Source organism: Pseudoalteromonas sp. SG43-7, from assembly GCF_014164295.1.
Classification (GTDB): Bacteria; Pseudomonadota; Gammaproteobacteria; order Enterobacterales; family Alteromonadaceae; genus Pseudoalteromonas; species Pseudoalteromonas rhizosphaerae.
The window spans coordinates 21,156-42,383 of record NZ_JACJEY010000016.1; the positions used below are offsets into that span (position 1 = coordinate 21,156).

Consider the following 21,228-nt stretch of genomic DNA (forward strand, 5'->3'; position numbering starts at 1 on the left):
AGCATGAATTCATTATTAAAATTATCAAGCATTTCGCTGTGTATAGGCATATTAGCTGGGTGTCAAAACCAAATAGAAAACCCAGAAATGCAGCAATGCGCACAACAGAATTATCAATGTGAAGTGAACTGTGAACAGCAAAGTACCGGCGAAGGCATGGCATATAAAGTATGTAGTACCAAATGTATTGAAGCCTACAACCAATGCAAAGCAAATGCCCAAGCATTAGGTAATGTGCAATAACTGATATTAACTTGCCAATTATCATGATTGGCAAGTTTCCTCCCCCTGCGCCTACTTTAGGCAAACTTTCTACATCCAACCATCGTGATTTTTCTGCCATTCACCTTAGAGCAAGGTTTAGTTTAGTAATATCTACTTATATTAGTAAGAAGTAGTCATACATTGCGTGTAATTATTTCCAGCTTACACAAAGAAAGTACACCCTCTACGATACTAATAAACATAAAGTCATTGAAATATATAAGTTTATTTTAGGTTCGTTTTTTGCAAACTTGAATTCAACTAACTAAAGCATTTTAAAATTAACCAGATAACGGCTAAAGGAAAAAACCTCATGGAAACGATAACGCGGGCAGCTCTGTATCCATCATTTAAAAAGAGGGCATTATTAAGTGCATTATTAGCCTTGTGTGCATGTAATGTCAGTGCGGCAGAACAACCAATAACAAAATCTGATGCGGGTACTGCTGATGCTGTACCAACTACACAGCCAACTTTGCTTACAATCCCTTCTGAAAAATTATTTGCGGTGGTAACAGCTAGAGCCAAACAACTGGCTGCAAAAGACTACGTAGCAGCTCCCGTAATTGCTGTTGATGCGTTAAATAATATTAATTATCAGGACTATCGAGCGATTCGTTTTCGTCAAGATCATGCGATCTGGAAAGATGAAAGTTTATATGAGGTACAGTTATTCCATCCAGGTTTTCTCTATAAAAACCCTATCGCGATTAACACAGTTGATGCTGATGCGAAGGTAAAAAATCTACCATTTAAAACTGATTACTACCGCTATGATGGCACCGCAGCACCACTTGAGCAGGAAATTACCACAGCTTTAGGCACCACTCAGTTAGGGCATGCTGGTTTTAGAGTACATTTTCCACTCAATAATAATGAGTACAAAGATGAGGTAGCGGTATTTCAAGGCGCTTCATATTTTCGCATAGTGGGCCCTGACCAAGTGTATGGTATTTCAGCACGCGGCCTGGCGATTGATACAGCACTCAGCTCTGGTGAAGAGTTTCCAGTATTTAAAGAGTTTTGGTTAGTTAAGCCAAAACCTGAAGACACTCACATTGTGTTATATGCACTACTTGATAGTCCTTCTGTTACTGGCGCATATCGTTTTGAGATCAGTCCATCAACAGCAACGGAAGTAACAACTAAAATGCAAATATTCGCCCGAGAAGATATCAAAAAACTAGGTATAGCACCGCTTACAAGCATGTTTTACCACGGCGAAAATAGCACTAAATTCTTTGATGATTACCGACCAGAAGTACATGACTCTGATGGTTTACTAATGCAATCACAAGACAATAAATGGGTGTGGCGTCCGCTAAATAACCCTAAACAGCTTAGTGTAACGTCATTTGGTTATGACAATCCAAAAGGTTTTGGACTAGCACAGCGCGACCGTGAGTTTAATAACTATCTCGATACTGAGGCACATTATCATGCCCGCCCAAGCTTGTGGATTGAACCACAAGGACAATGGGGAAATGGTCGAGTTGAGTTAGTAGAAATACCGACTGACACCGAGACCAATGACAATATCGTTAGCTATTGGGTACCAGAGCAACCACTTAAAGCAGGTGAAACACTTAGTTTTAGTTATAAATTGTCAACATTTAACGCGGCGCTTGCAAGCCAAGATAAAGCCCGAGTTTTACGCACTCGCATTGGCAGTGCTGCATTACCCGGTGAAGAAAATCCACCACCAAAAAGTCATCGCCAATTTACGGTTGACTTCACTGGTGACAATATTAACAACTTGTCAGCTAAACTAAAATTGCTTGCTAATTTGACCCTAAATTCAGGTGAAATAAGCGATAAAACAGTTCAACAATTACCAAATAATGAAGGATGGCGTGTTGCTTTTAAAGTCGCGCCAGAGGGCGGTAAGCCTGTAGACATGCGCTTATCATTAACACTACGTGACAAAGAAGTTAGCGAGGTATGGAGTTATGTCTGGTATCCAAATGACGTCGAGTAACAGTACAATGCCTTTTAAAAAGACTCGTGTATGGCTTTTTTCACTGTTAGTGTTAGCCATCTCAGCTTATGGTATGTGGATCATGTTTGATATTTTAAATTCAAATGGCATGACCCCGCTTGAGTATGCATTACTTGCGCTGTTTTCAATTACCTTCACTTGGATTGTGACCGCGTTTTGCAGTGGCTGTATGGGATTTATTTTACAATTATTTAGAATTGACCCGCTGACACTGACGCGCCAAAAAGCAATCGAAATTGATGAGCAAGCATTGAGTAAAACCAAAACTGCTGTCGTTATGCCTATCTACAATGAAGATACGCAGCGAGTTATCGCAGGTTTTGAAGTGAGCTTACGTTCACTGATAAAAACAGGCCAATTTGCGCATTTTGATTTCTACTTATTAAGTGATACACAAGATAAAGAAATAGCTAACAATGAGCTAAAAGCGTGGCATGCCTTGACCGAACGCCTAGGTGATTTTGCCAAACAAACTTTTTACCGCCGCCGTGAAGATAACAAACACCGTAAAGTAGGTAACTTAACTGACTTTTGCGAGCGTTGGGGCAGTAAATACGAGCACATGATTGTACTTGATGCAGATAGTATCATGACGGGTCAGTGTATGCTTGAGCTCACCAGCAGCATGATCAACAACCCACAAGCTGGGCTTATTCAAACGATTCCGATCCCTGTTAGGCAAGATACCTTCTTTGGTCGCTTTCTACAGTTTGCGTCAGTACTTTATAGTCCAATGCTAGCAACCGGTTCAGCTTTTTGGCAGACTAATCACGCTAATTACTGGGGCCACAATGCCGTTATTCGGGTTAAAGCGTTTATTGATTGCTGCGGTTTACCGGTGCTCAAAGGTAATGCCCCTTTCGGCGGCGAAATTTTAAGCCATGACTTTGTCGAAGCATCGTTGCTGCATCGTTCTGGCTGGGATGTATTATTACTCAGTGATATACAAGGTAGCTACGAAGAAGTACCGAGTAATATTTTAGATTACGCTATTCGCGACAGGCGTTGGGTGCAAGGCAACATTCAACATTTAGGTTTGTTACCTGCGTCGGGTTTAAAAATAATGAGCAAGCTGCACTTTTTATTAGGTGCAACGGCATATATTTCATCATTAATTTGGTTATCAATGTTAGTGCTAAGTACCATAGATGCGGTCACCCGCGCACTAAACAGTAATGTCTATTTTAATCAGGCGTATCAATTATTTCCGACTTGGCAAATAGCAAAAACAGAATTAATTAACTCGTTGCTTTTTGTCACAATTGTGTTGTTATTATTACCGAAATTAATGGGGATTATTGTCACACTGATCCATCGTAATAAACAATTTGGCGGCTCATTTAAATTAATTTTAGGCTCAATCATTGAAACCGTGTTTGCCATTATTATCGCCCCGCTGATGATGGTTTTTCATAGCTACTTTGTGGTGTGTGTATTTTTAGGTAAAAAAGTAACGTGGGACGCCCAGCCTCGATCAGGCCGCATGGTTCCGTGGCAAGAAGCGATAGGTTACACATTACTATCAACCTTAATCGCCTTAGCTTGGGGCGGTATTGCTTATTACTTTACGCCTGTATTCTTTTGGTGGTTATCGCCGATCTTAGTTGGATTGATCTTAGCAGCCCCAATTGTACGATATTCAAGTAGCATAGGCTTAGGGGTTAAATTACGTAAAATGGGCATATTTATTTGCCCGAGTGAAGTTGATAATAACGACACCCTTGCAGCCTTACGTGTACATGAGCAAGAAATAGCATTACCGAATGATGATGTTGCTAACTTTACAATCCCTACATTGGGGCAAGAGCAACCTAGCGTAATGCCAATTCAGAGCTTTAAGCGCCAAGGTTTAAGTAAACGTAAACGCGTTTTAAATGCCCATCAACAGCTCAAAAAGAAGCTGTTTAACTAACCTGAACCTAGTTGATATAAAAAAACCGCGCAATTTACATTGCGCGGTTTTTTATTAACTCATAGTTGGCGTTAAGTTTAAAGAAGACCTAGCTTCTTAAGTTCGCCCATTGCCATCTTGCCAGAAAGTGGTACATAACCATCTTTCTCTACAATTTTTTGGCCATCTTGTGATAACACCATTTTTAAGAACTCTGCTTCAATAGGTGCAAGCGGTTTATTCGGGTGTTTATTCACATAAACATATAAAAAGCGCGACAGTGGGTATTTACCTGTTGCTACATTTTCAAGTGTTGCATCAACAAAGTTATCGCCTTTTTTCGCCAGTGGTACAGTACGTACGCCTGATGTTTTATAACCGATACCTGAGTAACCAATTGCATTCACTGATGAAGAAATTGATTGCACTACCGATGCTGAACCTGGTTGCTCGTTCACGTTGTTACGGAAGTCACCTTTACATAGCGCTTTGTTTTTAAAGTATCCGTAAGTACCAGATACAGAATTACGGCCATAAAGCTGAATGTCTTTTGCAGCCCAATTCCCCGTTAAACCTACATCACTCCAACGAGTCACATCTGCATCAGCACCACATTTACGAGTTGAAGAGAAAATCGCATCGATTTGGTCAATACGTAAACCTTCAATTGGATTGTCTTTATGAACAAATACTGCCAATGCATCAATCGCTACACGTACTTCAGTAGGTTTATAACCGTAACGTTTTTCAAACGCTTCGATTTCTTTTGATTTCATTCTGCGGCTCATCGGGCCAAAGTTTGCTGTGCCTTCTGTCAATGCCGGTGGCGCAGTAGATGAACCAGCCGCTTGAATTTGGATGTTCACATTTGGGTAAATACGTTTATATTCTTCAGCCCAAAAGGTCATCATGTTGGCTAAAGTATCAGAGCCCACAGATGAAAAATTACCTGAAATACCACTGGTTTTTTGATACTCAGGAATAACTGTATCTACTGCCATTGCTTGTGCAGATACAAATGTTGTTACTGCCACACCCATTGCGGCTACTAGGTTTTTAAATCTCATTAGGTTGCTCCGATTTTGTTCGTCCATTTCTTAACTGTCGTCTACTCTAAAGAGAATAGATGACAGTTAGATTACTCTAAAATGACACTTTTATGACTTTGGCTTTTTGGCTCAATTATTTAATAGCACTGTTTTTTCACGACTAAAAGCAAACGAAAAACATGATCCTTCACCTAATTTACTTTTAATTATCAATTGGCTATCGTGACGAGTTAATACATGTTTGGTGATGGCTAAACCCAGCCCTGAGCCACCGGTTGTACGACTACGTGCTTTATCAACCCGATAAAAACGCTCAGTTAAACGATTAATATGCTCTGGTGCAATACCATCGCCATTATCAACCACTGAAAAGTACGCTTGATTATCTTTTAGCTGCCAGCTTACGGTTATTTTACCGCCCGCCTTGGTGTAATGAATGGCATTAAACACTAAATTAGAGAAGGCACTGCGCAGCTCCTCTTCAGCGCCTTTTATATCGACGTTAGCATCAATATCAAATATCAACTCATGCCCTTTGTCTTGATTCAATGATTGTGCTTCAGTCCTAATATAGCTAAGTAACTGCGGTACATTGATCGCTTTATCATTATCTTGACGTCGAGCGCCTTCAATACGTGATAACGATAATAGCTGATTTACCAAGCTATCCATGCGTTTACACTGTTCAAGCATAGTACCTTGTGCCTTATTCCACATTGCCGGTGGTGGCACCATATCGCCATCAAACATTTCTAAGTAACCAGTAACAACGGTTAATGGCGTACGTAGCTCATGAGATACATTGGCAACAAAGTCTTTGCGCATTTGCTCAAGTTGCTTCAGTCGCGTGACATCACGCACAACAACCATTAATTGTGAGCTGGCATATGGCATTACCCGAAACTCTAAAACTTGCTCAACACTGTGACCACTTTCAAGTTCTAATGCTTCATCAAACAATTCCGTTTGCATGTATTTCGCAAATTTAGGATCGCGAATAAGGTTGTCAAGCCGTTGACCATGATCCGCTGGCCACTGTAATCCAAGCACTTTTAAAGCTAGTTGATTACACCAAACAATACTTAAATCACGTTGTAGAACAATAACCGCATCAGGCACTGCTTCTGCGCCATCGCGAAAACGACGGATCAAATCAGCTAATTCATTACGTTTTTTACGGTTGCGATGTTGTAAATGGTAGATCCCTTCAAATACTTGCTCCCATGCCCCCTCGCCTTCAGGTGGATTAAAACTACGTTGATTCAATAGCCAATCACTGAGCCGATAGAGTTGATGATAATGCCAAACAAGCAGTGAAAAAGATCCTAAAAATAAAAGCAAAAATGGCGCACCAATAAGCACGCCAATTAATAATAAAGGTAGGAAATAGATAAACAGACGCTTTGCTAACGCCTGCTTATTAACAACTCGATACATACACTCACTTTACCTTAGAGTAAGTAAATTTAAGCCAAAATTAATTATTGGCTTGGTCATCTCCATGACACTTATAATTTACTGGAAAAACGATAGCCTGCACCACGTACAGTTTGTACTAAACGGTCATGACCAAGCGGTGCAATCGCTTTGCGTAAGCGACGAATATGCACGTCTACGGTTCTATCTTCAACATAGACATTAGTCCCCCATACGTTATCTAGTAGCTGTTCACGGCTATAAACACGTTCAGGGTGAGTCATAAAGAAATGCAATAAGCGAAATTCTGTCGGTCCCATATCCAACTCGCTACCTTCAGAGGTAACACGGTGTGAAATAGGATCAAGACGTAAACCATGTACATCAATCGCTTCTTCCAATGAAGTAGGCGACACACGACGAATAACGGCTTTAATACGCGCCATTAATTCTTTTGGTGAAAATGGTTTAGTAACATAATCATCAGCACCGACTTCAAGACCGCGAACTTTATCTTCTTCTTCGCCGCGAGCAGTCAGCATAATAATAGGAATTTGGCGAGTATATTCACTTTGCTTAAACTTTTTAGCAATTTGAATTCCACTACCACCTGGTAGCATCCAATCTAATAACACCATATCTGGATAAGGCTCTACCATCGCTGCAATGGCTGAATCGTAATCTTCCGCTTCAATCGCTTGAAAACCATTTTGCTCTAATACAAAAACCAGCATCTCTCTGATCGGTGCTTCGTCATCGACGACAAGTACTTTACGTGACATTCCAATTTATCTCTTTCGTTATCGAACTAGTTTTCATTATTATGACTAAGTATGACATTTTTATGAAAGTGTAACGTGTAAATCGAAATGCGGGGTAAAAAATGCAAAATAAACCCTTTTAAGGTACAAAATTAGCATACATTATCAAATTTCACATTTAAAAATCATACTTTATAATTGCTACATTACTACTTTGTATTAAATTCCCCTTTCAATAATCAACTATACAGTATCACGATGTAAGCCACGAAAGCATCTTCACACTCTAACTCAATTAAAACGCCTATTAACATCGGTGATCATTAACAGAGATCAAAATCCTACCAAGTTTCATTTCAGGGATCATTCGTTTACCAACCGAGTTAGATCTGGGATCAGTGTTTTACCTAGCCAAAGCCATAAGTTGTTGATCATTTATACAACAAAGCTTTGAAATGGCTATTTTTATAACAAAACCTCTGCCAATCAAGCTGATCCTTAGTAAAAATCTGATCTCAACAAAGCACAGTTAGTAAAGTAATGATCCCAAAGCCCCTGCTTGGTAAAATAATGATCTTTTACGATCAGGCATAAAAAAGCCAGTAGCTTTAACACTACTGGCTGTTTTATAACTTAATAAATTAAATTATTTAATTTTCGGATCTAATTCACCCGTTAAATATTTAAGGTGCATCTCATCAAGTGAGATTGGTTTGATCTTACCTGCTTGACCCGCTGTACCAAATGACTCATAACGTGCAACACAGATCTCTGTCATTGCTTTTGTCGCTTCAGCTAAATACTTACGTGGATCAAAGTTTGCTGGATTAAGCGCAAGATGGCGACGAATAGCCCCTGTAGATGCTAATCGTAAGTCTGTATCGATATTTACTTTACGCACACCAAACTTAATTCCCTCAACGATCTGCTCAACTGGCACACCATAGGTTTCTGGGATCTCACCACCATATTGGTTGATGATTTCAAGCCATTCTTGCGGCACTGATGACGAACCGTGCATAACTAAGTGAGTGTTAGGAATACGTGCGTGGATCGCTTTAATACGATCAATCGCCAAAATATCATCCGTTGGCGGACGTGTAAATTTATACGCGCCGTGTGAAGTACCACACGCAATCGCTAAGGCATCAACATGGGTTTTACTTACAAAATCGGCCGCTTCTTCTGGATCGGTTAACATTTGATCTGTGGTTAGTTTACCTTCAGCACCAACGCCATCTTCTTCGCCAGCTTCGCCAGTTTCAAGTGAGCCTAGCACACCTAACTCGCCTTCAACAGACACACCACAAGAGTGTGCAAGTTCAACAGTTTTACGCGTTACATCAACGTTATACTCATATGATGATGGTGTTTTACCATCGCTCATTAACGAGCCATCCATCATCACTGATGAAAAACCTAATTGAATTGAACGTTGGCAAACGCCAGGTGAGGTACCGTGATCTTGATGCATTACCACTGGAATATGTGGCCACTCTTCAATCGCAGCTAAAATCATATGACGTATAAATGGGGCACCAGCATAGGCACGAGCGCCAGCTGAACCTTGTACAATTACTGGGCTGTTAGTTTTGTCAGCCGCCATCATAATAGCGCGGATCTGCTCTTGGTTATTAACGTTAAATGCTGGTACGCCATAACCATGTTCAGCTGCATGATCAAGAAGTTGTCGCATACTGATTAAAGCCATTTGGTATTCTCCAAATTGTCGATAGCTGCGCACGCGCAAAACTACCTAGTTCGAACGGAATAGTTGAGTTCGGTGCAATCACTGCACCTCGATAGTATTGGCTCTTGCCAAATCTACCGTTATACAAAACCAGCTATTAAATAAGGGTGAGAGGTATTTAATATCTGATCACACTCAGTGTAGTTAGCAGCCTAAACTAACGATTGCTAACTACATTGAGTAAACGCTAATTACTTAGCGCGTTGTTCAAGCATAGCAACTGCTGGTAATTTTTTCCCTTCTAAAAACTCAAGGAAAGCACCACCGCCAGTTGAAATATACGAAATTTTATCGGCAATGCCGTATTTATCAATCGCTGCTAACGTATCACCGCCACCAGCTATTGAGAACGCATTTGAATTAGCGATTGCTTGAGCAATAGCACGGGTGCCATTACCAAACTGGTCAAATTCAAATACACCTACCGGACCATTCCATACAACAGTACCTGCATTAGCAATAATTTTTGCAAGTTTGCTCGCTGTATCTGGGCCAATATCAAAAATCATATCTGTGTCTGTTACTTCGCTAACATCTTTTAATGTTGCAACGGCTGATTCTGAAAACTCATTGCCAACAACCACATCAGTAGGTACTGGTATTTCACCATTATTACTTTTAGCAGCCGCACTTAGCTTATTTGCTTCATCAATTAGGTCAGCTTCGTATAATGACTTACCAACCGGGTAGCCTGCCGCAGCAATAAAGGTATTTGCAATACCGCCACCAGTGACTAATTGATCAACAATCGTTGAAAGTGAATCAAGTACTGTTAGTTTAGTTGATACTTTAGAGCCGCCCACAATCGCCACTAATGGACGAGCTGGGTTATCAAGTGCTTTACCTAATGCCTCTAATTCAGCCGCCAATAGTGGGCCTGCACAAGCAACATCTGCAAATAAACCAACGCCATGGGTAGACGCTTGAGCACGATGGGCGGTACCAAATGCATCCATTACATACACATCACATAATGCAGCAAGCTTTTTAGATAACGCTTCGTCATCTTTGCTTTCGCCAACATTAAAGCGTACGTTTTCAAAAACGACCACTTCATTATCAGCAATTTCAACGCCATTTAAGTAATCTTTTTCAAGACGTACATTTTGTTCAAGTGCTTCATTAAGGTAATCAACAACTGGCGCTAAAGAAAACGCTTCATCATATTCCCCTTCCGTAGGGCGGCCTAGGTGTGACATAACCATTACTTTAGCGCCTTTTTCAAGGGCTAATTTAATACTCGGTAATGCAGCACGAATACGTGCATCTGAGGTCACTTTACCTGCTTTTACTGGTACATTTAAATCTTCACGAATTAACACGCGTTTGCCGTTTAAATCTAAATCCGCCATATTTATGACCGACATGGACTTCTCCTTAGTTAACGATACTGACTTGAAATATATAGGTTTTATTTTTAGGTTTGAACTTTTATATTAATTACTTGCTGCCATCATTACTCGTGCTGTATCGAGCATTCTATTAGCAAACCCCCACTCATTATCACACCACACTAACAACTTTATCAGTCGTTTATGACTGACTCGTGTCTGTGTGCCATCTATAATACAAGAATGTGGGTCATGATTAAAATCAACCGAGACCAATGGCTCTTCGGTATAACTTAAAATACCTTCTAGGCGGTCTCTCGCTGCTGCTTTTAATACCTTATTTACCGCTTTTAAATCAACATCTGCGTTGACAGTCACACTCAAATCCATCGCAGTAACATTGATAGTAGGTACTCGCACCGAAATAGCTTCAAAGCGGCCATGGAACTTAGGTAAAATACGCTCAATACCGCGAGCTAATTTAGTATCAACGGGAATAATCGACTGACTCGCAGCGCGGGTACGACGTAAATCATGATGATAAGCATCAATTACTTGCTGATCATTCATCGACGCATGAATAGTCGTAATCGCCCCTGATTCTATACCAAAGGCATCATCAAGTACTTTAATCACCGGTACTATACAGTTTGTGGTACACGATCCATTAGAGACAATCGTATGCTCAGCGAGTAGTTCATCATCATTGATACCATAGACAATCGTGGCATCAACATCCGCATCTGCGGGCTGAGAAAATAAGACTTTCTTTGCGCCAGCATCAAGATGTAATTGCGCATGTTCACGAGAGTGATACACACCAGTACATTCTAAAACCACATCAACATCAAGTAACTGCCAAGGTAATTCACGCGGGTTTTGTTCTGCAAATAAAGCAATTGTATCGCCCGCTACCGATAAGGTGTCTTCACCTAAAGTAACTGGAAACGCAAAACGGCCATGAGACGTATCATATTTAAGAAGATGAGCGATCCCTTGTGGATCAGCAAGTTCATTAATCGCAACAATTTTGATCTCGTCGCTTAAGCCCGATTCATAAAGAGCGCGAACAATATTTCGACCAATTCGACCAAAACCATTGATTGCAAGTTTGATTGCCATGAAGAAGAAAATCCACTCTAGTTGCTTGCAGATAAAGGCAACCTGCCTTTTAGATGCGCGTATTGTAATCGACCTTTGTCTTGATTATAAGAGGGAAAGTTAAATAAATGTGTTAAGCCTGCTTTTGATGCTGCAATTTTGGTAATCGACCTTTAATCTGAATATAAAAGGCAAGATTAAATAAATGTTTACTCCCTCTCCTTTCTTCCTGATATCTACTCATAACATAGAATAAAACAGCGCTTATAGGTTCATTTTCACGAGTGAATTTTAGTCAATTTGTGCTATTTAGGTTTATTATTATTGAATTATTTTATAATAGCGTTACTTTATTCAAGACAACGAACACTATTCAATCAAAAAACAATTGATGAAACTAAAAGATCATTAATCTAAACATTAGGTTAGAAATAAAATGACAACACACACAAAAATCTTAATTGCAGATGATCACCCGCTGTTTCGACAAGCACTATTACTTATGCTGGAATCGAGCTTTAATAATGCTTGCCTACTTGAAGCCGAAACAATTCCCGAATTAGAGCACAAATTAGCAAACACCACAGATGTTGATCTGATCTTGCTCGATCTTGATATTCCGGGTGCACAGGGTTTTAATACGCTGAGTAATATACGTGAGCTGTATCCTGAAATAGGGGTGATTGTAGTATCAGGTTTTGAAGAACCTGATACCATACGCAAAGCGATGAGCCTGGGTGCTGCAGGCTTTATACCTAAATCAACTCCCGTCCCTGAGATGATAAAAGCAATAGAAGATGTGCTACAAGGCAAACTATGGACACCCACCGATGATCACAATAAAAATACGCCAGAGCAACAGCAAGCAGAAAAGTTAGCAACATTAACGCCCCAACAGCATAAAATATTACACATGTTTGCCGATGGTTTGTTAAATAAACAAATCGCCTACGAACTTAGCTTGTCTGAATCTACAATCAAAAGCCATGCCAGCACAATATACTTAAAACTTGGGGTAAAAAGTCGAACTCAAGCCGTGATTTTATTAAACGAGCAGCAACTGGCACAAGCATCACTTTCACCTTTTCATCGCCATTAACTATTATAATTTTTTTCTAGCTGTTTAGTTAATAAAGCACTCATCAACGCCCGTAATGCGACGGGCTTGATGATTTTCCGCAAATAGCCAATATCGGCTTGCTTTGCCTGTACTTGCACTAACTCATCAGTTGTTGCGGTGATTAAAATCGCAGGTAATGGATACTGGCTGATTGCTCGAATACGCTTGATTAATTCAATGCCATTACAGCCATCAAGATGCTCCGAGTGAGGCTTTTGCTCCTGACGCTCAGAGTAGTCTACTGTTACAATATGCAAAGGGTTAGCGGGGAACATTGGTTCAGCACTAAGTTGATAATCAACTAAGAGAATATCAATTTCATCTTCATGTGTTTTATAAAGTGCAGACGCCTCAGCTGCGGTTGTCGCGGTAAATACACGACATTTCCAGGCTGTTAAAAGCTCGGTCATACCTGCAATAACATCTTTTTCGTTATCAATACATAGCACCCCAACTCCTTGCAAAGTCATATTCTTAGGGGCAAGTGTCGGCTTTGTTTGCTGTACACGGTTTACAATCGGTACTTGAACGCTAAACAAGCAGCCATGCTCAGGCTCTGATACCAAGCCAACCTTATGCTCAAGAATATTAGCCAGGCTTTGTGCAATATTTAAACCCAACCCCAAGCCTTTAGGGCCAATCATTTGCGTCGATAATTGTGTAAATTGTTCAAATACTTCTTGCTGCTTATCTTCGGGGATGCCAGGTCCGTTATCAATTACTTGAATACTTAAGTAATTGCCCTTACGACGACAACCCAGCAATACTTTACCGTTATTTGCATAGCGAAATGCATTACTTAAAAAGTTTTGCACAATCCGCGTTAGCAAAGTTAGATCTGTGCGGATAAATAATTGACTTGAGTGACAGCGAAAATCAATTTGATAATCTTTACTCAAGGCAGAAAACTCCGAATGCAACATACTAAATACCCGCTCCAGTGCAATGTCATTGAAAACAGGGGTGATATTGCCACTTTCAATCCGCGCAATTTCATTTAAATCAAGTAATAGGTTATTTGCTATCTCTAACGAATTATCAATTTTCTTAATTTGCTCACGCTCTTGTATTGACACTCTAGGGCTCAAACATACCGCAGAAGAAAACAACCGAGCAGCCGACAATGGTTGCAAAAGATCATGACTACAGGCTCTTAAATATTGACTCTTTTTCAAATGAGCCTGATCTGCTTTTAACCTTGCATCAGCGAGTTCTCGATTGGCTTTTTCAAGCTCTAAGTTTGCTAGTTCTAATTCTGTCGTGCGCGCAAGAACACGACTTTCAAGATCGGTGTTTTCTTCTTTTAAATAATTTTCTGCTCGGCGAAACTCCGTAATATCTGAGAAAATCATCACAAATCCTCCACCAGGTATTGGGTTCCCTTCAATTAACAGCACCTTACCATTGGCTAACTTTCGCTCTGATTTATGCTTACTACCGGCTTTTAAGTACTCAAGACGTTTATTAACCTGCCCCTCAATATTATGTATATAGCGATTTTGATTGCTAAGGTTGAAGCGGATCAACTGGCTAATTGGGCAACCAATATAGATTAAATTTTTAGGGTAATTAAAAATATCTAGATACTGCTTATTCCATGCTACTAAATTCAAATTAGCATCTATCACAGAGATCCCTTCACTGGTATTTTCAATCGCTCCTTGCAATACTGAACGACTAAATTCAAGTTGTTGAGTAGAGTTATCCTCAACAATTTTAGCAACTTGATCAAATGCGATATCACGACCAGCCAAAGCAAAAGAAATCACCAATTTGGCTGATGCCGAGCCCATTACACTCGCTAATGTCTGCTCTGCATGCAGTAATAAAGCCTCATTATAGGTTTTATGCTTTTTAATTTTATGTGATTGATTAAATTCAGCAAAGCACTCGGCTGCTTTGTCTTGACCAATAAAGCGAGCAATTAACAGCTCGAGTTCCTGACGATCTATTTTTGGTTGTTTAGGCAGATGTGAATCTTGTTTATTATCGGTTTCATAGAAATATTTACTCTGCATTTCTTCGCGAATATTTTGCCGAGTAAGCTGTGAAACAATAAACAGCACAATAAGGTTAATAGCCAAGCCAAACAAGGTAGCCACCGTTGTAGCAGGCCAATTTGTATTGCTTAACGGGTGTGCATAAAACCCAAGCTGTGGTAATAAATTAAACAGTGCCCAAATAGAGAAACCACAAAACATGCCCCAAAAAACGCCCTTTTGAGTTGCTCTTCGCCAAAAAAAAGCAGCAACCAATGCAGGCCCTATTTGCGCAATCGCGCCAAACGCAACCTCCCCAAGTGATGCCAGCGTATCAGGGGGAGATACCAGTAACATGCAATAACTAAGTGCAATAACCACCACCACTAATATTTTTCGGATCAATAATAATCGGGATTGAAAGTGTAAAAAGTCGTGGTGCTTACGAGGTGCGAGTTTAAAAATTAATGGAAAAACAATTTCATTACTGAGCATAGTACTCAAAGCAATGGTCGATACAATTACCATTGAACTTGCCGCAGAAACCGCTCCTAAAAATGCAAATAGCGACAACCACTCTTGGCCGTTATAAGCGGGCAAAAATAAAACATACGCGTCAGGGTCTAAAGAGTGTCCATAATTTAATGTGCCAGCAAGGCCTATAGGGCCTGCAAAAAATGCGAATACCAAGATATAAATAGGCAATAACCAACGTGCTAAATTACTGGTTTTTTGCTCTTTAATTTCAACAAACATAACTTGAAATTGCCTTGGTAAACATAAAAAAGCTGACATAACGATGATCAATAAACCCACCATACCTACTAGGTTATAGCTTTCAAACTGCTGCGATAAGGACACGTAATCTTGTGACTTTTGCCAAATATCAGCGGGGGAATCATAAATAACAAATGATACAAATAAGCCAACAAGTAAAAAAGCGATCAGTTTAACTAACGATTCAAAGGCAATCGCTATCATGACGCCGGGATGACGCTCTGTTACATCGATAGTTCGAATGCCAAAGATAATGGTGAATCCAGCTAAAATCAGGCTAACGATTAAACCTAATTGCCAAATCGGAAAATCTTGGCTTTGCTGTAAAATTTTATAAGAGTAAACAATCGCTTTAAGCTGCAAAGCAATATAAGGCAAGGTGCCAATCATGGCCACTAACGTTACCAACAAGGCTAAGCTTTGTGATTTACCAAACCGAGCCGAAAGTAAATCAGCAATGGAAGTACTTTTGAGTTTGAGGCAGGTTTTTATGATCCGCTGAATAAAAGGCCAAGCAAATATAAATAATAAAATAGGGGCTAAATAAACCGAAATATAAGAAAAAGAGCTATTTGCCGCCTGCGCTGAAGTACCTAGAAACCCCCAAGACGTACAGTAAACCCCTAATGATAAGGCATAAATAATAGCATGCTGTTTGGCAACTAGCTTATGTCGATACTTGCCCCCAAGGTGGGCAATTAGAAATAACAAACTAATGTAACCAATACTTACACTAACCAACAACCAATTAGAAAACATCGCGCTCTTCTTTGTATCAAATTGTATTTATTATTATTTTCAATGCTTACTTTGCCCGTAAAACACAGCATATAACATTGGACTAAAGGACTAAGCGCAAGGTACTAGCCCTTATTTACAATTGTTGATTTTTTCGACTCACCTAGTATGAATCACACATAATAACAAAGGAATTTGGTCGATGTTCAACACACAATATAAAAAATTACTGCTTACATCTGCTTTTCTTACTGCCAGTACATCCGCACTGGCAGGCTACGAGATCAACATAACTGAAAACGATAAATTAACCTTCGGTGGCTACATTAAAATTGATGCACGATACGTTGACGGTGACATTGCCTATCGTGATTACTGGATTGGTGATGGCATTGCTTTAGAAGAAGACGCATCCCAGTTTCGTATCTTTGCTAACGAAACCCGTTTCAATACTAAATACCAACACGGCGAGATAACAGGCTTCATCGAAATGGATTTTTGGGGCGGCGGCGGTAATGAAATTGTCTCTAACTCAGCTAACCCGCGCATCCGACATGCTTTTATAAACTACAAAGATCTCACTGTTGGCCAAACTTGGTCAACCTTTATGAATACTAGCGCAATTCCTGAAACTGCCGATTTTGCTGGCGCAACAACAGGTCTAGTATTTATTCGTCAAGGACAAGTACGTTATAACATGGGCAACTTCCAAGTATCCATTGAAAATCCTGAGAGCTGGGGGGGCGATACCGCAAACGATAATATTCCTGATTTAATCGCACGCTATAACATCAAAGGTGATTGGGGCAATGTCTCTATTTCTGGCTTAGCACGGCAATTACATACCTTATCAGGTAACACTGAAAGCGCCTTTGGCGCATCTGTTGCGGCACGAATTAAAACAACAGGAAAAGATGACTTACGCCTACAAATTCATAAAGGTGATTTAGGCCGCTATGTAGGGGCTGCGGCTGTTAAAGATCTCTATGGTGAAGAAGTTGAAGATATTACCTCTGTATTAGTTGCCTATCGTCATTTTTGGAATGATTCACTGCGTTCAAGCGTGCTGTACGGCAAAGTTGATGGAGATGTATCCAATCGTGAGCGTACGCAATGGGGTATAAACCTCTTTCAAAACTTAACTAAAGAACTCGAAGTGGGTATTGAAGTCGGTAACTTTTCAATTGATGAGTTAGATAAAGATTCAAATTACCTACAAGCCACAATGAGATACATCCTCTAGCTGACAGAACACTTTCTAATGTTTGTTGTGTGTAATAACGACCCCAACCGTTAATACATTTTAAAGAGGGTTCACCCCCTCTTATTTTTCAACGCATTCGTTATTCATTTTTATTCTCAGTTAAATTTAGGAGTATGAGTATGACAACATCGATACTCAATATAGAGCAAATATCGCTAGCCTTTGGTGGTGTTAAAGCCTTAACAGATGTTAGTTTTTCGGTGACTAAAGGCTCTGTATTTTCAATTATTGGCCCAAATGGGGCTGGTAAAACATCAATGCTCAATTGCATTTCTGGCCGCTATCAACCTAACAGTGGAAAAATCACCTTTGCAGATCAAGATGTTACCCACTTAAAACCCAATGACCGCGCAGACTTAGGTATGGGCCGTACTTTTCAAAACTTAGCCTTATTTGGCCATATGTCAGTGCTCGATAATATTATGGTTGGTCGCCATCACTTATTAAAAAACAATTGGTTAACAGGGCCGTTATATTGGGCTTCTGGGACGCAAAAAGAAGAACTCGCTCACCGAAGAAAAGTAGAAGAAGTGATCGACTTCCTTGAGATCTCTCATATCAGAAAATCCATCGCTGGCACCTTGTCTTACGGGCTTCGTAAACGCGTTGAATTAGCTCGTGCAATGGCTCTAAACCCAAAACTGATTTTACTTGACGAACCAATGGCTGGAATGAATCTGGAAGAAAAAGAAGACATGGCCAGATACATCCTCGATTTAAATGAAGAATTCGGTATTACGGTCGTTATGATTGAACATGATATGGGAGTTGTAATGGATATTTCTCATGAAGTTATGGTGCTGGATTTTGGTAAAAAATTAATTTCTGGTTTACCACACGAAGTCATGGCTGACCCCTATGTTAAACGTGCCTACCTTGGTCTTGAAGACGACGCAGAGCCAGCCACCTTAGAGGAGGTAAGTTAATGACTAGCCAAATCAATCAAGATTTTGAGATGGGTGAACTGAATACCTTCCCCAAAATTCTACAACACAATGCCACGCATTGGCCTGATATGGTGGCGATGCGAGAAAAAGAGTTTGGTATTTGGAACGAGTTCAGCTGGGCCGAATATAACAATAAAGTAAAGTGGTTGTCGCTCGCGTTGAGTAACAAAGGCGTGAATACAGATGATACCATTGCCTTACTTGGTGATAACCGCCCAGAATGGATATGGGGCGAAATTGCTGCTCACGCTTTACGTTGCCATTCATTAGGTATTTATCAAGATTCAATGCATGACGAAGTAATCTATTTACTCGCTAGCAGTGGCGCAACCGTTGTGATTGCTGAAAACGAAGAGCAATGCGATAAATTACTTGATTTAGGTGATGGCATAGAGCAAGTAAAATTCATTGTTTATTGCGACCCAAGAGGTATGCGCAAATACAACGACTCGCGACTTATAGATATCAATACCCTATACATACTGGGCCAAGAACTCGAACAAGCATACCCTGATCGTTATCAAGCCATGATAGATGCCTCAGCCCCTGACGACATTGCTATTTACTGCACCACTTCAGGTACCACATCAAAACCCAAAATTGCCCTACTCAATGGTGGCAATTTTATTAAGCACTGTAGTTCATATTTACGTGCTGACCCGCGTCAAGCTGGCGACAACTATGTATCTGTATTGCCCTTACCTTGGATCATGGAGCAAGTCTATGCAATTGGCCAAGCACTGATCGCCCGTCAAATTGTAAATTTTGTTGAAGAACAAGAAACACTCATGGCTGACCTACGAGAAATTGGCCCCAGCTTTGTACTATTAGCACCACGGGTATGGGAAGGCATTTTAGCTGACGTACAAACCCGTATGATGGATTCAACACCTTTTAAAAGAAAGCTATTTAATTTTGCCATGAAGCTGGCTGAGCAAAGCCAAGTAACAGGCAAAAAATCATGGCTAGCTGAAATTCTACTGCTAAAAGCACTTCGTGATCGACTCGGTTTTTCATTCTTAAAATCGGCTGCCACCGGCGGAGCTGCGATGGGGCCTGACACCTTTAAGTTTTTCCAAACCATTGGTGTGCCTTTACGCCAACTCTACGGCCAAACAGAAATGTGCGGAGCTTACACCATCCATCATGAAGCCGATGTTGACTACGACAGTGTTGGCGTCGCGTTTGATAATGCACAAATTAAAGTCATTAATCCCGATAAAGCCGGTATTGGCGAAGTTATTGCTAAAACAGTCGGAATGTTTAGTGGCTACCTTAATAATCAACAAGCCTATGATGAAGACGTGATTGACGGCTGGATGCAAACAGGTGATGCCGGTTACTTTAAACCGTCTGGCCATTTAGTGGTGATTGATCGGATCAAAGATCTCGCTTGCACCAGCGACGGCGCACAATATTCTCCTCAATATATAGAAAACAAACTTAAGTTTTCTTCATTTATTGGCGAAGCCGTTATTTTAGGTAAAGCAAAGCCTTATCTATCAGCCATCATTTGTATTCGTTTTAGTATTGTTGCGAAATGGGCTGAGCAACAAGGGCTGTCGTTTACCAACTACACCAACTTATCAACCCTGCCTGAAGTGTACGAAAAAATTGGCGAAGAAATAATGCGCGTCAATGAGTCACTTCCTGAATCACAAAAAATCCATAAATTTTTATTACTTTACAAAGAACTTGATGCCGATGATGGCGAATTAACACGAACCCGTAAAGTTCGCCGTAGTGTTATTGCGGATAAATATGGCGACATTATTTCATCCATTTATGACAACAAGGAAAATGTTGATATTGATACCATGGTGGTATTTCAAGATGGTACTAAAACCCGTATTCAAACCCAGCTTAAAGTCACTTCGCTGATCGAAACAGCCTGCACGGCTGCTGATAACACTATCAACATAACACGGAGAGTCTCATGAATTTTGAATTGCTAATTCAACTAATCGTCAATGGTTTAATTGTCGGCTTACTCTATGGCGTCGTTGGGATGTGCTTTGTATTAGTGTACAAATCAACGCAAATTGTAAACTTTGCCCAAGGTGAGTTTTTATTAGTGGGTGCCTGGGTATGCTGGGCAGTACTGATTTATTTAGAGCTGCCTTTTGTAGTGGGCTTTTTACTGACAATGGCCTTTATGGCAATCTTTGGTGTGCTGCTGCAAATGATTGTTTTACGCCCGATGATAGGTGAACCTATTATCTCAGTGATCATGATCACCATTGGCTTATCAATCTTTTTTCAAGCCTTGATGAAATGGATTTTTGGTGTTTCAGCGCAAAGTTACCCGCAAGTATTTACCACTAATAGCATCCAAATATTTGGCTTGAACATTGAAGCCGCTTACTTAATGAGCACCGTAATCGCCTTAATAATTATGGTTGCCTTCTATCTATTCTTTAAACATTCAAAATACGGTTTAGCAATGCGAGCCACAGCCTTTGATCAACAGATTGCACAAAGCTTAGGTATTTCGGTAAAACAAGTTTTTGCTATGAGCTGGGGTATTGCTGCTACGGTTTCAGCCACAGCTGGAATTGTTATTGGCATGGTAAACGGGGTTTCAAATTCACTGTCATTAATTGGCATCAAAGTTTTCCCTGCAGTTATTCTTGGCGGTTTAGATTCTATCATCGGCGCTATTGTCGGTGGTTTGATCATTGGTGTATTAGAGAATGTCGCTGAGTTTTTCGACAGCCAATATCTGCATGTTGGCAATATGTATGACATCGCACCATTTTACGTGTTGCTCGTCATCCTTTGGTTCAAACCATACGGTTTGTTCGGCACAAAAGATATTGAACGTATTTAATCAAGCCAATT

Annotated in this window: 15 protein-coding genes; 8 read left to right on the top strand and 7 right to left on the bottom strand. The window is 40.2% G+C overall.

Going from position 1 to position 21,228, the window contains the following annotated elements; translation table 11 throughout:
• The first annotated feature begins 3 nt into the window (after positions 1–3).
• The 3 genes from H5200_RS09485 to mdoH all read left to right on the top strand — a co-directional run bounded on the left by H5200_RS09485 (position 4) and on the right by mdoH (position 4,175).
• A complete protein-coding gene (locus H5200_RS09485) occupies positions 4–243 on the top strand; it encodes a hypothetical protein (RefSeq protein ID WP_182717174.1) in 240 nt (79 codons plus the stop codon).
• Positions 244–577: 334 nt separating this feature from the next.
• Entirely contained in the window at positions 578–2,242 is a 1,665-nt protein-coding gene (locus tag H5200_RS09490; RefSeq protein WP_259399195.1) for a glucan biosynthesis protein, read from the top strand.
• Positions 2,214–4,175: a glucans biosynthesis glucosyltransferase MdoH gene (gene mdoH / locus H5200_RS09495; RefSeq protein ID WP_182761371.1), complete on the top strand. Its 1,962-nt coding sequence runs from the start codon at positions 2,214–2,216 to the stop codon at positions 4,173–4,175. The genes H5200_RS09490 and mdoH overlap by 29 nt, the downstream gene beginning before the upstream one ends.
• A gap of 77 nt (positions 4,176–4,252) precedes the next feature.
• On the opposite strand, the gene H5200_RS09500 is transcribed toward mdoH, so the two are convergent.
• The 6 genes from H5200_RS09500 to epd all read right to left on the bottom strand — a co-directional run bounded on the left by H5200_RS09500 (position 4,253) and on the right by epd (position 11,583).
• Entirely contained in the window at positions 4,253–5,221 is a 969-nt protein-coding gene (locus H5200_RS09500; protein ID WP_145235368.1) for a PstS family phosphate ABC transporter substrate-binding protein, read from the bottom strand.
• Between the two features lie 111 nt (positions 5,222–5,332).
• Complete coding sequence (gene phoR, locus H5200_RS09505; protein WP_149982118.1) at positions 5,333–6,640, bottom strand: phosphate regulon sensor histidine kinase PhoR; 1,308 nt, start codon at positions 6,638–6,640, stop codon at positions 5,333–5,335.
• 71 nt (positions 6,641–6,711) lie between these two features.
• A complete protein-coding gene (gene phoB, locus H5200_RS09510) occupies positions 6,712–7,401 on the bottom strand; it encodes a phosphate regulon transcriptional regulator PhoB (protein WP_145235364.1) in 690 nt (229 codons plus the stop codon).
• A 625-nt stretch (positions 7,402–8,026) separates the two neighbouring features.
• The gene (fba, locus tag H5200_RS09515; protein ID WP_145235361.1) at positions 8,027–9,091 is read right to left on the bottom strand and encodes a class II fructose-bisphosphate aldolase; all 1,065 of its coding nucleotides are present in this window, start codon (positions 9,089–9,091) and stop codon (positions 8,027–8,029) included.
• Positions 9,092–9,321: 230 nt separating this feature from the next.
• A complete protein-coding gene (locus H5200_RS09520) occupies positions 9,322–10,497 on the bottom strand; it encodes a phosphoglycerate kinase (protein ID WP_145235359.1) in 1,176 nt (391 codons plus the stop codon).
• A 69-nt stretch (positions 10,498–10,566) separates the two neighbouring features.
• Positions 10,567–11,583 (bottom strand): erythrose-4-phosphate dehydrogenase, encoded by a 1,017-nt coding sequence (epd, locus tag H5200_RS09525; RefSeq protein ID WP_145235357.1) that lies wholly within the window; start codon positions 11,581–11,583, stop codon positions 10,567–10,569.
• Between the two features lie 415 nt (positions 11,584–11,998).
• Here epd and H5200_RS09530 point away from each other — a divergent pair, with 415 nt between their 5' ends.
• Positions 11,999–12,661 (top strand): response regulator transcription factor, encoded by a 663-nt coding sequence (locus tag H5200_RS09530; protein WP_145235355.1) that lies wholly within the window; start codon positions 11,999–12,001, stop codon positions 12,659–12,661.
• Here the strand turns inward: H5200_RS09530 and H5200_RS09535 are convergent.
• Complete coding sequence (locus H5200_RS09535; protein WP_182761372.1) at positions 12,658–16,197, bottom strand: PAS-domain containing protein; 3,540 nt, start codon at positions 16,195–16,197, stop codon at positions 12,658–12,660. The two genes, H5200_RS09530 and H5200_RS09535, sit on opposite strands and share 4 nt — an antisense overlap.
• A 181-nt stretch (positions 16,198–16,378) precedes the next feature.
• Between H5200_RS09535 and H5200_RS09540 the strand changes: the two genes are divergently transcribed.
• From H5200_RS09540 to H5200_RS09555, 4 genes are all read left to right on the top strand, one after another.
• Positions 16,379–17,419, top strand: coding sequence for a DcaP family trimeric outer membrane transporter (locus H5200_RS09540; RefSeq protein ID WP_145235348.1), 1,041 nt, complete (start codon positions 16,379–16,381; stop codon positions 17,417–17,419).
• A gap of 140 nt (positions 17,420–17,559) precedes the next feature.
• Positions 17,560–18,366, top strand: a complete 807-nt coding sequence (locus H5200_RS09545) for an ABC transporter ATP-binding protein (protein ID WP_182761373.1) — start codon at positions 17,560–17,562, stop codon at positions 18,364–18,366.
• Positions 18,366–20,327 (top strand): long-chain fatty acid--CoA ligase, encoded by a 1,962-nt coding sequence (locus tag H5200_RS09550; RefSeq protein WP_182761374.1) that lies wholly within the window; start codon positions 18,366–18,368, stop codon positions 20,325–20,327. The genes H5200_RS09545 and H5200_RS09550 overlap by 1 nt, the downstream gene beginning before the upstream one ends.
• Entirely contained in the window at positions 20,324–21,217 is an 894-nt protein-coding gene (locus tag H5200_RS09555; RefSeq protein ID WP_145235342.1) for a branched-chain amino acid ABC transporter permease, read from the top strand. Before H5200_RS09550 ends, H5200_RS09555 begins: the two co-directional genes overlap by 4 nt.
• Positions 21,218–21,228: the final 11 nt, after the last annotated feature.